This is a genomic window from Edaphobacter bradus, assembly GCF_025685645.1.
Lineage (GTDB): Bacteria > Acidobacteriota > Terriglobia > Terriglobales > Acidobacteriaceae > Edaphobacter > Edaphobacter bradus.
Genome location: NZ_JAGSYF010000001.1, coordinates 1142593 through 1154919, shown reverse-complemented (window position 1 = coordinate 1154919; position 12327 = coordinate 1142593). Strand labels below are relative to the sequence as shown.

Annotated in this window: 12 protein-coding genes; 3 read left to right on the top strand and 9 right to left on the bottom strand. The window is 54.8% G+C overall.

Annotated elements, in window-relative coordinates:
• Nucleotides 1-25: 25 nt before the first annotated feature.
• The 3 genes from OHL16_RS04915 to OHL16_RS04905 are packed head-to-tail and all read right to left on the bottom strand — an operon-like array spanning nt 26 to nt 2340.
• Nucleotides 26-526, bottom strand: a complete 501-nt coding sequence (locus OHL16_RS04915; protein WP_263365943.1) for a TadE/TadG family type IV pilus assembly protein — start codon at nt 524-526, stop codon at nt 26-28.
• Between the two features lie 41 nt (nt 527-567).
• On the bottom strand, nt 568-1074 hold the full coding sequence (locus OHL16_RS04910) for a TadE/TadG family type IV pilus assembly protein (RefSeq protein ID WP_263365942.1): 507 nt from the start codon (nt 1072-1074) through the stop codon (nt 568-570).
• A gap of 24 nt (nt 1075-1098) precedes the next feature.
• Nucleotides 1099-2340, bottom strand: a complete 1242-nt coding sequence (locus OHL16_RS04905; RefSeq protein ID WP_263365941.1) for a pilus assembly protein TadG-related protein — start codon at nt 2338-2340, stop codon at nt 1099-1101.
• A gap of 483 nt (nt 2341-2823) precedes the next feature.
• Here OHL16_RS04905 and OHL16_RS04900 point away from each other — a divergent pair, with 483 nt between their 5' ends.
• The 3 genes from OHL16_RS04900 (at nt 2824) to OHL16_RS04890 (ending at nt 5769) form a co-directional block, all read left to right on the top strand.
• On the top strand, nt 2824-4353 hold the full coding sequence (locus OHL16_RS04900; protein WP_263365940.1) for a hypothetical protein: 1530 nt from the start codon (nt 2824-2826) through the stop codon (nt 4351-4353).
• Between the two features lie 29 nt (nt 4354-4382).
• Nucleotides 4383-4823: a hypothetical protein gene (locus OHL16_RS04895; protein ID WP_263365939.1), complete on the top strand. Its 441-nt coding sequence runs from the start codon at nt 4383-4385 to the stop codon at nt 4821-4823.
• A gap of 325 nt (nt 4824-5148) precedes the next feature.
• Nucleotides 5149-5769, top strand: coding sequence for a hypothetical protein (locus OHL16_RS04890; protein WP_263365938.1), 621 nt, complete (start codon nt 5149-5151; stop codon nt 5767-5769).
• Between the two features lie 32 nt (nt 5770-5801).
• Here the strand turns inward: OHL16_RS04890 and OHL16_RS04885 are convergent, their stop codons facing one another.
• From OHL16_RS04885 to OHL16_RS04860, 6 genes are all read right to left on the bottom strand, one after another.
• On the bottom strand, nt 5802-6185 hold the full coding sequence (locus OHL16_RS04885; protein WP_263365937.1) for a DUF192 domain-containing protein: 384 nt from the start codon (nt 6183-6185) through the stop codon (nt 5802-5804).
• A gap of 138 nt (nt 6186-6323) precedes the next feature.
• Entirely contained in the window at nt 6324-7223 is a 900-nt protein-coding gene (locus tag OHL16_RS04880; RefSeq protein ID WP_263365936.1) for a type II secretion system F family protein, read from the bottom strand.
• Between the two features lie 6 nt (nt 7224-7229).
• Nucleotides 7230-8189, bottom strand: coding sequence for a type II secretion system F family protein (locus OHL16_RS04875; protein WP_263365935.1), 960 nt, complete (start codon nt 8187-8189; stop codon nt 7230-7232).
• Between the two features lie 18 nt (nt 8190-8207).
• The gene (locus tag OHL16_RS04870; RefSeq protein ID WP_263365934.1) at nt 8208-9569 is read right to left on the bottom strand and encodes a CpaF family protein; all 1362 of its coding nucleotides are present in this window, start codon (nt 9567-9569) and stop codon (nt 8208-8210) included.
• A gap of 61 nt (nt 9570-9630) precedes the next feature.
• Nucleotides 9631-10875, bottom strand: a complete 1245-nt coding sequence (locus tag OHL16_RS04865; protein WP_263365933.1) for an AAA family ATPase — start codon at nt 10873-10875, stop codon at nt 9631-9633.
• A 50-nt stretch (nt 10876-10925) separates the two neighbouring features.
• Nucleotides 10926-12314 carry a type II and III secretion system protein family protein gene (locus OHL16_RS04860; protein WP_263365932.1) on the bottom strand — a complete coding sequence of 463 codons (1389 nt, stop codon included), beginning with the start codon at nt 12312-12314 and terminating at the stop codon, nt 10926-10928.
• Between the last annotated feature and the right edge of the window lie 13 nt (nt 12315-12327).

Below are 12327 nucleotides of genomic sequence, written 5' to 3'. Positions count from 1 at the left end.
CCTGAGCGCGTGGCATAGGGAGCCTTTACTGCTGGATAGTCATCTGAGAAGTGCTGCTCATGTTGATTGTTCTGTTCGGAATGAAAGGGATCGTAAGAGGGAATTGATAGCTGACCTTCACCTGCACCGTATGGCCTGGATTGTTATCGCCTGCTGGCCAGGTTGTGCTCACTGTCAGCAAGCTCGAATCAAGCCCTGGATAGCCGAGGCCCACCACGTAGTTCTGGACATCTGAGGCTGCAGCCGGGCACGCACTGCCGAAACCGGAACAGGAAGAGCCGCGAACGATAGCGTAGCGAGTCGCCTCCCGGGCGGCCTCCGAGATGAAGTTATAGCTATAAAGGGCAAGTGCCAACTCCATCAGCCCGAACAGCATGGTAAGGAGGATGCTAAGTGTCATGGCGAACTCCACCGTAGACACTCCGGCTTCGCTTCGCCGCGGATTGCGATCAGCATCGCTCAGAACTCGCGTTCCGAATGCCCGCCGGAGCCTGAGGTTCTGCATAAGGCGTTGAAGTTGTTTCATAGCCGTGTCGGTCTCCCACCGTGTTATGCCGCCGGGTTTCACTATTCTTCAACCCTCATCGTCGCCTGGCCGTGCAGCGTAATTGAAGTCGGAATCCCGGTCCAACTGATGAACGGACTGATCGGCATGGAAGTGGTCACTGTAACGTTCGTGATAATGCGTGCGGTGCCGGTGCACGTCGTGGCGGCGTTGAGGCACGACGAGACCGCTGACCCGTCGGAGCATGTGCAGGTGTTAGTTACCGTCGTGGTTATGCCCGAGAGGTTTGCCGCGTCATTGTTCACTGCCGCTGAAATTGCTGGTTGGTTGTTCGGCGCCGCATAGGTAGTGGATTGTGCCGCGTACTGGGCGCCGGCATTCGTAGCATTTCCCAGTTCGATGTAGCTGTAGGCTATCCAACCGAAGTCGGCGATGCCGACAAGAAGCAGGAGCAAGAACGGCATGCAAAGGGCGAGCTCGACGAGAGAAGATCCATGGTCGTTGCACAGCGCCATGCGGCGGCCAGACGTGCCAGCCCCGCTCGGCTTTGCCTGCCGTAATCTCTTCATTGCGTCCTCCATATCCCGCTAACGTTACTCAACTAAGGCCACCTTCGTAAGTGGGGAGTTGCATCCACAGCTTTGTGTGTAACTTGTGAGGGAGAGCATCGACGCCGTATCCGATAAGGTGTTTACAATCAGGTCTGTTACCAGTTGCAGCCCGCCGGTGGTGTGGCCACCGTTGTCCTGTAAAGTGAAGTTCATGGTTGGGGCGTAGATGATTCCCTGGAGCGTTCCACTCGCATTGCCCACGTTGAAGGCAAGCGTACCGGTGTCGGTTGAAGCGCCGTAGAAAAGGATGCCGTAGTTGGAGCTAGTGGCTGGGTAGTTGGTGGCGCTGCTTGGAGCGGTTAGGTTTAGCCTACTGTTTGTGAGGGCACTGAGATTGCCCAGCAAGTAGAAGGTGACACCCGTTCCAGTCACGGTTCCGCTCAGAGTGACGTCTCCCGTAAACACATAGGTTCCGGCAGCCAGATTCGCGTTGTTGATATTGACGCTCCCGCTGTAACAAACAGTGCCCGCATTATTGACGGGGCCAGTCAGAGTACCGCCCGGAGCTGCAGTGCATCCGGAGTAGGGAGGCGGGGTGGCAATGCCAATCAGTGGATCGGATACCGGGGCAGTCCCGCTGATCGGAGTCGGCGTGCTATCGCTGGTATGGCCGGTAGCACCTCCCACGACGCCGACTGACCCGGCGCTGAGCGTTCCAGAGGCTCCTGTGAAATTGAGAGCATTGGAGGCGTTCGAGTCCACCACGATACCACAACCCGGTACTGACACATCGAACCTACCTGTCAAGGCCATCGCTGGTGATGCATTTTGAGACATGACATAAACGCAGTCAGTTGACTTGGCTCCCTTATACGCAACAGCCCTGGCCGAGACCGGCACGGAGTTCCAGCCGAAAAGGCCCATGAAAACAGTCGATTGCGGCTGGGAAACGACCGCTTCGACGTAGCCATTGGGGCCGGTGGTGCTCGTGTGCGCCCCGCTTAGCGGCGGACTGTTCACCACGACAGAAGCTCCTCCGGTTCCGTTGGTCACGCCGTTTGCCGTGGCCGCAGCCTGGCCGGCAGTGTTAGCGCCAGATGAGCCTGTATATGGGTATTCGGATGCTCCGGCGATCGCGGCGGCATCTGCCACGATTTGCAGGTTTCTCTTGGCGTGGAAGAGGAGGCCAACGTCCGTCCCCAAACCCACAAAACCCAGCAGACCGAGCATGCTCAACAGCACCATGATCGTGGCCTGCCCGCTCTCATGCATACGCGTTTTCATAGAGAGTCTCCAAAGGCTCGGGCGACTCGACCAGGCCCGTCAACGTCGCCGGCTGCGATTCTGTAAAGAAGAGCAAGTGCGATACCAAAGATGGAAGGAAAGTTGCTGGTATCGTTTGCAAGACAAAGGGGCGTTGTTGCAGGCCCGGTCGCGATAGGCTGTCCCGGCTTCGGCTGACCGCTATTTCGCAAAGGGCGCAGCATCAGAGGTTGCCTCGCGAAACCCAGTAATGATTATTGAGATAGTGTAGGACTCCGTTTTTCGCTGTCAACACCAAAAGGTGCAATACCCGTGATTTTTGAAGCTCCGTACGATGGGACGCAAAAGAGAGTATGCACAGAATTGCATAAGTATGAGTAAGTATATGGACTCACTAACACTTGGCTTGGTCGTAGCCGCTTTGCCAGGAAGCTTATAGCCACTATTTTTTTTGCGGCGACGTGCCCGGGAAGAAGGTACTCTGGTGCTCTCCCCGAGCTTTCTATGACGTTCGGCCTTCGAAGGCAGAAGATGGTGACCGACGGTATGAGTGCATCGGATGTTCTTCCTTTGACCAGGGACCCTCAGACGACGCGTGTCTGGTGCCCGTTCCATGTGGCGCTGGCGGCTGCACTGGCGATCATGGTCTACCTCTTCTGTGGCCAGTCCGTGGCGGACCCCGACATCTGGTGGCATCTGAAGAACGCCCAGGTTCTGATAAGGGAGCATCACTGGATACGCTTCGATACCTATTCCTACACGATAAAGGGAACACCCTGGGTCGATTCCGAATGGCTCTCAGAGCTTATCTACTTTGCCGCCTGGAAAGTGGGTGGCCTGAGAGGGATCTTTGCCCTGTATCTGTTCATGGCGGAGTCAGTGATGATCGGAGTGCTCTACCTTGCCTACAAGGTGAGCGGCTCGATCAAGTCAGCAACGCTGGTGAGCATCCCTGCCGTGCTCCTGGCCGTTGTCAACTTCGGTCCCCGTACCATCCTGTTTGGTTGGGCCTGCATGATTATCGTCATGCTGGTTTTATGGAGGTTGTTGGACGACAGGGAAGCGCCTCTCTGGGTTCTGCCTGTCGTGTTCTGCTTATGGGCGAATCTGCATGGGTCCTGGCTCGTTGGGATGGTGGTCTGCGGGATTGTCGTGCTCTCCAGGACAATCAATTGGAGCTGGGGAAATATCGAGACCACACGATGGAGTAGCGCTCAGGCGCGGCGGCTTCTCTGGACAGGTCTGTGTACGGTTGGCGCTCTCTTTGTGAATCCATACGGCTACAAGTTGGTGAGCTATCCGTTCGATTTGGCGTTCCGGCAGAAGTTGAACGTCTCGCATGTTGAGGAGTGGGCTTCCGTAGACTTCCATGAGCCGCGCGGCAAGGTTGTCTACGGCCTTATCATCTTGATTTTGCTGCTTGCGCTCACCGCGAAGAAACGGTGGAGTCTCGCGGAAGTAGGGCTCACTGCCTTCGCCCTGTACGCCTCGCTCACCTATATTCGATTCCTGTTTCTGGCGGCGATTGTGCTGACGCCGATCATTGCACGCCGCTTCAACTTCCTGCCCCCTTATAAGAGGGAGATCGATAAACCATGGTTGAATGCAGCGATCGTCGTTGCCCTTCTAAGCATCATGGTCTACCGCTTTCCTTCGGAAAAGAAGCTCTCGGAAGATATAGGGAAGAAAGTTCCGTTTGGAGCAATTAAGTTCCTGCAAAGCCATCCTGGTATGCGAACCCTCAATCACTATAGTTGGGGTGGGTACATGATCTGGGCCGACCCCGCAATTCCAACCTTTATCGATAGCCGGACCGATATCTTTGAGTACAAAGGCGTCTTAGCTGATTACCTGGACATGCTTGGTATGAAGGGGTCTCTGGAAATAATGGATAAATATAAGGCGGACTATGTCTTTTTCCCGGCAAAGGACGCGAATATCTATCTGTTGCGTCACACCTCGGGATGGCATGTGGCCTATGAGGATGAGATCAGTTGCATCTTCGAGCGAGACAAGGCCAATCCGAGGAAATGAAGTTGTGCATCTGCACATAAGAGGGCTTCATGATCTACGGGCGAAGCGCACGCTGGCTGGTAATGCTGCTTCTACTGTCTATGGTGCTGGTTGTGCGATCTCTTGTTCCGCACTACGAGCTGAGGTCTGATCCTCCTTCCTGGTTTCTCGCCGCCGCGCCCCGGAAGTATCCGGATGCCCAATCGCTTTCAGGGCAGTACTGGCAGAATGCGCGCGCGGCTTTGGTGCGTTTTGACTATGGACAACCGCTGCCAGAATCTCAGCCGCCGGAGTGCGTCCTGCACAACACCCATCTCACCCCCGCCCAGCAGACAGATCTGGAACATGTCTTGTGGAAGCAGTTGGGTGTCGCGTGGAACGATCCGCTCAATTGGAAAAAGCACTATGAGCTCGACTTCGGGTGGATCCCGAGGACGGTTATGACTGCCGGCAGCAAGATAGACGCATATCTCCCGGCCCTGAAGAAGTGATCGGGACTCTAAGGGTTTGTATCGAGGTGTAACGGTGGAAGTGGAAGTGAAGACGGAGAATCACGACGCACAACAGTTCGACGGTAGCCCTTTTGCTACCTGCATGAACTGTCACATCACCTACCCGGTAGAAGTCTCCATCTGCAGCTCTTGCGGGTTATCGACGTCGGCTCTCCGGAAGTGTGGACAATGTAGTCGTCTCGTCGCGGCAAAGCATCCATCGTGCCCGTACTGCGCGCACAGATTTGGATCTCTTCCTGCTCCTTCAACAGAAACCCTACCCGTACTCGTCCCACAGCATCGCGAGCAGCAGAGCCTGAAGAGATTGATCGTTTGTTCGGTGGTCTTTGGTAGCGTCGCTACAGCGGCGTACATCTTCAGAGATGAAGGCAAGCGCCTGCCGCCAGCTAGCATTGGGTCGACTTATGCTGTGCAGGGCATGAATGTCTACCAGGGAACGGACATGACTGGTCCACCGTCAGGTGTCGTCCCACGGCAGGGGCAGCTCGAGATCACTGGCTTCAAATTGGCTGGCAACGGAAAAGACTGGATACAGGTACGCTCTCGCGGTGTGAGCGGATATGTTCATCCATCCGAGGTCGCTCCTCCCAAAGTCAGCAACAGGGAGCAGGGCTATCTGTTACTCAAAGGGTTTCTGGGGACGATTGATAATCCTTCCCTTATGTCGCTTGCGGTCGATTCAGTTGACTCCTACCGGCATTACTCTGGGGCGGATGCACGCGCAGACGAGTTGGATTGGACGCTGGCGGAGCATCTGCGGACGCTGAAGAGCGGCGAAGACCTTGCTCGAGTCGAGAGGCTGGAATATAGCAAACTCGCCGCGAAGCCGGGTGAGTATCAACAACGAGCAGAGGCTCGTATGGCGGAGTTGTCTGCACGGACGAGAAGCGTATCGCAGAATACAACCCACTTGGTCAGGCGCTGACGCGGGCCCCGGGGACCGGTGCCTTTGTAAGGCTAGAGGTGTTCGGGAAGATTCGGAGCTATCGAAAGCCGATCTCCTACCATCGTCCCCGTGCTGAGCCGGACGCCGGAAGGGAGTTCCAAAGCGCTCGCGGCCTTCCAGAAAAGCCGCGTCATGCGGAACGGGGGCATAGAGTCATAGACTGCTATTACCTCCCGCTCTCGGTTGAGTAAGAGGACATCGATAGCGAACCGCATTCCGAGGGTATGCACACCGCTCGATGGCTCAATCAGCAATCCTTCCGAGGGAAGAAGCTCGCGCCGCGTCAGAAGTCCCAGAAACCGGGACGTGACTGTGTCCGCGATGCGAATGTGGTCGCCTAAAGTGACGTTGCGCGTCAGATTTGTGACGACGAGGTCGTTTGGGGCACCCGGCACTGGTTCAGATCTTCTTCTTACGCCGCTGGATGAGAACGAAAAGCACGATAACAAACAAGATGCCCGCAACAACCCGTATCATAACAACACTATCCATGTCTGGCTCCTAGTATGTCTAAGAAGATGTTGTACTGCAGCCTACTGAAACGCATTTCCCATGCTGTGCTTGATGCTGATGATAGCTGGTGCCAACAACACGATAAACATACTCGGAAAAATGAAAAGTACCAAGGGAAAAACCATCTTGATTGTTGTCTTTGCGGCTAACTCCTCAGCCTTTTGTCGCCGTTCCGTTCTCAGGGATTCAGAAAATGTGCCCAGCGACTTTGAGATCGGAGTGCCAAATCGATCTGTCTGGACAAGCATGCTGACAAAGGATGCGACCACCTCAAGCTTGGTTCTTTCGGCCATATGCCTCCAGGCTTCAATACGTGGAGTTCCTGCACGCTGCTCCAGGTTGATTATGCGAAATTCATCACTAAGTTGCGGATGATTGAGACTCAGCTCTGTCCCTACACGAATCAACGCCTGGTCGATACCGAGTCCTGCCTCCATGCAGATGATGAGGAGATCAAGAGCATCGGGCATTGCCAACCTTACCGCTTCGCGGTGACGTGTGATTGCGCTGGATAACCAGAGGTCAGGCAGAAAATATCCAACCACTCCGCAGACCAAAACCCAGAAGACAACATTCTGGCTGACCAGGAAGCTTGCGGACACGGCTGCAACGATGGGGAGGAGTAGTTTGGCTGTTAGGAAATACTGTAGATGGGCAGGCTTTCTGTATCCCGCCAGCCCGAGTTGACGCTCAAATTCAGGTGCGTTGGCAACGCCGGTGCGGCCAACCAAGGCAGTGACAGACTGAGCGAATTTGCTGAAAACCCCCTGCGGCTGCTCTGTCTCATCCGTTTGAACTCGATCTCCTGCCAGTGCCCTGGAAAGGCGCACTTCTGCAGAAGATCTTGCCTGAAGAAGCAGGGTGATCGCAGTTATTCCAAGGAAGAGCGTGAGAGCCAGGAGAATGAATGCTAGCGTCATATTGGTCTAGACCTTAATGTCGATAATTTTTCGGATTACAAAAATTCCTAGCCCCATGAGAGCAAGACCAGCCCAGACGAGGTGCCGTCCCAAGGGGTCATTGAGCAGCAGATCTGTGTACGTCGGATTAATGACGGAAAGCGCGAGAAACGAGACGAAGGGAAGCAGACAAAGTATCCATCCTGTTAGCCGGCCTTGCGCTGTGTGAACGCGAAGCTGTCCTTTCAGTCGAATTCGATCCCTAAGAACAGAACTCGTCTTCTCCAGCACCTCGACCAGGTTGCCTCCGGTCTCTCGTTGGATAAGCATCGCCGTGACGATGAATCGAAGATCATCAAGAGGAAGCCGCGCCGTCAGGTTGAAGAGCGCGTCGCGGAAGGGAAGACCGAAACTCTGCTCTTCAAAGACCCGGCGAAACTCCGGCCCCAGCGGTGGCGGATTCTCTTGAGAGACCATCTCGATCGCCGCTGAGAGGGAGTGGCCTGCCTTGAGTGCACGAGCAAGGAGATCCACAGCCGCAGGAAGCTGCTCATTGCACTTCCTGAACCGCACAGTCCTCGCTATATAGAGGTACGCGAAAGGCAAGAACATTGCCACTACGGCGACAAGAAAGAGCAGGGCGTGGTTTCGCAATACGAAACGGCCAAACCAGAGAACAACCACGCCTGCCAGCAATGATCCTGAAATCAGGCGTCCCACGGTCCAAGGCTGGTCTGCCTCGCTGATGAGTCGCCTGAGCTGCACAGCGGGCCCAAAACGCGACAGGATGTCATTGAACCACCCTAGATCGCTGAGGGTGTCCTTCTTAAGGATGTCAACCGCCTCAACTTGACGCTGCCCGATGGGACGTCCAATCGCCTGCAGACGCGATTGGACGAGCGCCTCGCTCCGGCTGGGTCTCGTCAGCAGCGCAACGACGGCGAAACCGGCGACAAAGAGAACGAGAAACGATATCACTAAGATCATCGGAACCTCTTGTCTGGGCTAAACATCCATGCACACGTCGAACAGGTTCAGGGGAAGGTCAATTCCCGACGCCTTCAGCTTCTCAATGAACTTGGGAACGACACCGGTCGAGCGGAAGCGGCCCAGCACTTTGCGGTTGTCTCCAATACCGCGCTTCTCAAAGACATAGATATCCTGAAGGCTCACAATGTCCTCTGTCATGCCTGTGACCTCAGTGAAGTGAGTTATCCTCCTGCTTCCATCGCTCATTCTCGAGATCTGAATAATCACCGCAATTGCAGAAGCGATCTGCTGCCGGATGGCCTTTTCAGGGAGATTCAAGTTGGCCATAAGCGCCATTGTTTCCATGCGAGCTATCGCGTCGCGAGGACTATTGGCGTGGACTGTTGTTAGTGACCCATCGTGTCCGGTGTTCATCGCCTGCAGCATATCCAACGCCTCTTCCGAACGGACCTCGCCGACAATGATGCGATCCGGGCGCATACGCAACGAGTTGACAAGAAGTTCACGTTGCCGCACTCCACCTCTGCCTTCAACGTTGGCAGGGCGGCACTCCAGTCGAACGACGTGCGCCTGCTTAAGTTGAAGTTCCGCGGAGTCCTCGATTGTTACGATCCGCTCCTCTTCGGGAATAAAAGTTGAGAGGACGTTAAGAAGCGTCGTTTTACCCGCTCCGGTTCCACCTGAGATAACAATGTTCAGGCGCGCCTTGATCGCACCTTTGAGAAGTTCAAGCATCTGCAAAGTCATCGCTTTGTTTGAGAGCAAATCCTCGGCTTCAAGGGGCACATGCCCAAACCTGCGTACGGAAAGAATGGCCCCGTCAACCGCAAGTGGGGGGATGATGACATTGACACGCGATCCATCGCTAAGGCGTGCGTCGACCATAGGAGACGACTCATCAACGCGGCGCCCGACGGCTGAGACAATCTTGTCGATGATGTGCATCAGGTGCAATTCATCTTTAAAGACCACATTCGTCTTCTCGAGAATGCCTGCTCGCTCTACATAAACGGAACGATGCGTGTTTACGAGAATGTCGTTGATTGTCGGGTCTTGCAACAATGGCTCAAGCGGACCCAGGCCGAACACTTCATCGAGCACCTCTCGGCAGAGGCGATCTTTTTCGAGCATGCTCAGTGGCGTATCCAGCGAGGATGCGAGATCCTGGATCACTCCAAGAATCTGCTGACGCGCACGCATGTCCTGAAGAGAGCTAAGCTTCTCAAGGTCAACCTTCGCCAGCATGTTGCGATGGATGTTTGACTTGATCTCCTGGTAAGCCTTGACGGACATTCCGCCGCTGTGCGGTTCCGGGCGATTCTGCGCGAACAGAGTTGGACCAGCCTGAGACTGCAATTGATTTGTGCCTACGCTCATAAATCACCCCGCGTTACGTTCTGTCTCCCTAGCAGCAGCTAACACCTTAGAGATATGTCTTCTAGCTTGTTATGCGAAGCAGTCCGAATCGTGACTTAGAAGGAACCACGCTGGAATCAGGCTGCGACGACTTCTTTTCGTTCCCTCCATCGATGGAGTCAGCGAGCTTCGATATGATCTGCATCAGATCGGATCGCGATCGTACAGGGATTGGGATGCCGGTGCTAATTGCCTCCGTAAGCTCACCTTCACAATGAGGTACGACTGCGCTGACCTTGCGGCCGAGAACCTTCTCGATCTGGTCGACAGAAATTGAGCTATTCTTCGAGCGGCGATTAATCAGGACACGGGTCTTTGATGAAGGATAGTCAAGCCGTGTCAGGTACTCGGAGTAACGCGCAAGGTTTCTTGCGGACGGTAAGTCGGCACTCGAGACCAGATTGAGCTCATCGGAGGCTTCCAATACGGCGAGCGTCAGATCTCCCATTCCTGGCATGCAATCCACAAAGACATAGTCATACATTCTTGTGAGGGCCTTGAGGGTGAGTAGCACCGAATCGCCTGTTACTCGTGAACTTGAGCCAAGCATCTCGGGCGAGGGCAGCAGGTCCAGACCACTGCTATGCTTCAGAACAAAACCTTGCAGTAGCTCGGCATCCAGCCGCTGAAGGTTGTGGACGAGTTCGTAAAAGCCGTAGTTATGGTGTTCCAGACCCAGATGAAGAGTTGCGTCTCCTAAGTCGGTGTGGGCGTCGATGAGGAGGGTGCGATGCTCTCTCTTGGCGAGGCTATGGGCAAGTTGAATCGCGAGCGTCGTCGTGCCAACACCGCCCTTTACGCCCTTGAACGCTATGAGCTTCCCTTGGGCGGCAGGTGTTTCAGTCTGCTTGCGCTTCTTGACGAGTTGGACTAATGCATCTTTGACGCGCTCTTCCTGCAGGGGTTTGGTCAGGTATTCGGTGCAGCCGCACCGCATGGCAGCGATGATTGATTCGGAGTCGACGCTCGATGAGACCGCAAAGATTGCCATGGAAGCCGGCGTAGTACGCCTGAAATATTCCACTGTCTCCATCGACATCTCTCGTTCGCGATCAAGATCAATGACGCAGACATCCGGGCGGTGATCTCGAATGAAGCGTACAAGAGTCGCGTCTTTCTCTCCAAAATACTGATGAAAGGTTGCAGCCAGATCAAACTCCTTCAGGCCGCTCATAGAGCGTCTGAGAACGCCTTCGCTGGCGTCGTCCAGATGGATGCAGATCACCTGCATCGGCTGGCCAGTCGTTACTGTTTGCTGTTCCCTCACTTAATGCTCCTACGTAATCTGCTGGTCGATCAGTATTCGAAGCCGCAGACTTACCACCGCCTGTGGGCCTCTTTGTCGAACTGTTTCGAATCCAAGAGCTTCTCAGCTAGCTTGGGATCAGTCGGCGGGGGGGGATTGCCTTGTAATGGGTCAACAACTGTCGGAGTCACGATGACCATAAGTTCAGAATGTGCATTATTGTCCGACTTCGAATGGAATAGCTGACCCAGAATCGGAACGTCGGCGATACCTGGGATCTTGCTCATCTGGGCGGTCGTCGTCGAATTCATCAGCCCAGCGATGCCGAAGCTCTGGCCGTCTTTGAGTTGAATCTCAGTTTCAGCTCTGCGCGTCGAAATTGCCGGGACGGTAAAGCCAGAGATAGTGACTGAATTGGCGTAGTCGAGAGAGCTCACTTCGGGAGCGACCTTCATTCGGACACTGCCGTCAGGCTGAATGATTCCAGTGAAGTCCAGTCTGACGCCAAAAGGACGGAACTGGATCGTAACCGCTGTAAAACCTCCTGCGCCGCCTCCCTGCACTACGGGGTAGGGGAACTCGCCGCCAGCGAGAAAGTGAGCAGGCGATCCGCTCATTGCGAGCAGGTTAGGCTCCGCGAGAAGTTGCAGAATGTTGTGCTGTTGAAGGTCTGAAATCGTCGCACCAAGGTTCAGGTCCGGACGAAACAGAAAGATATTAAGCAGATTGCCTAGGGAGAACGCCGTTGAGGTTCCTGCGGCAGAACCACCGATAGTCCCTGTAGGGGGAGTATTGAGCGTAGTGGAACCAAACTGTTGCGTCGTGATCGTGCCGATTGTATTTGCGGCTCCTGTGCTGAAAATGTTGATGCCAAAATTCTGCAGCTTGGTACGGTCGACCTCCGCAAAACGGACCTTCAGCATGATCTGCCTTGCATGTGGCGGTTCGCTCAAAAGCATTGCATCTACGACATCTTTGGAATACGTCTGAGCCATCTTGGTAATGCTGTCCATGGTCTCCTTGTCCCTCGCCGTTCCAGACAAGATGATTCGTCCCTGCTCAGCTCTCACCTGAATCGCCTGCCCCGGGAACTCATCTTGAACAGCATCGCGCAGGCCCGTAACGTCGATGTCGGCATAGAGTTCCAAAAGCTTAGAATTACCAAACTCGTCCCAGAAGACAACGTTGCTGGCGCCGGGTGCCTTCGCCGTGACGACAACTTGGTTAGGAGTGGTCGTTGAAGTCTCCACAACTGCCGGATTGCTTACATAGATCCGGCGCAGTCGAACCTGCATGTTGACCACGATAGAACGGCCCACGAGGACATGAACCGTTTCACTCTCCGGCGCGGATGGCACACCCGGGCTCGCAGGAGGGGCCTGGGGGGAAGAGTTCGTGGTTTGAGCTACCGAGGCAAGGTTAAGAAACGCCAACGCAAAGACCGTAAACAAGAAAATCAAGAAAAGTTTTGCT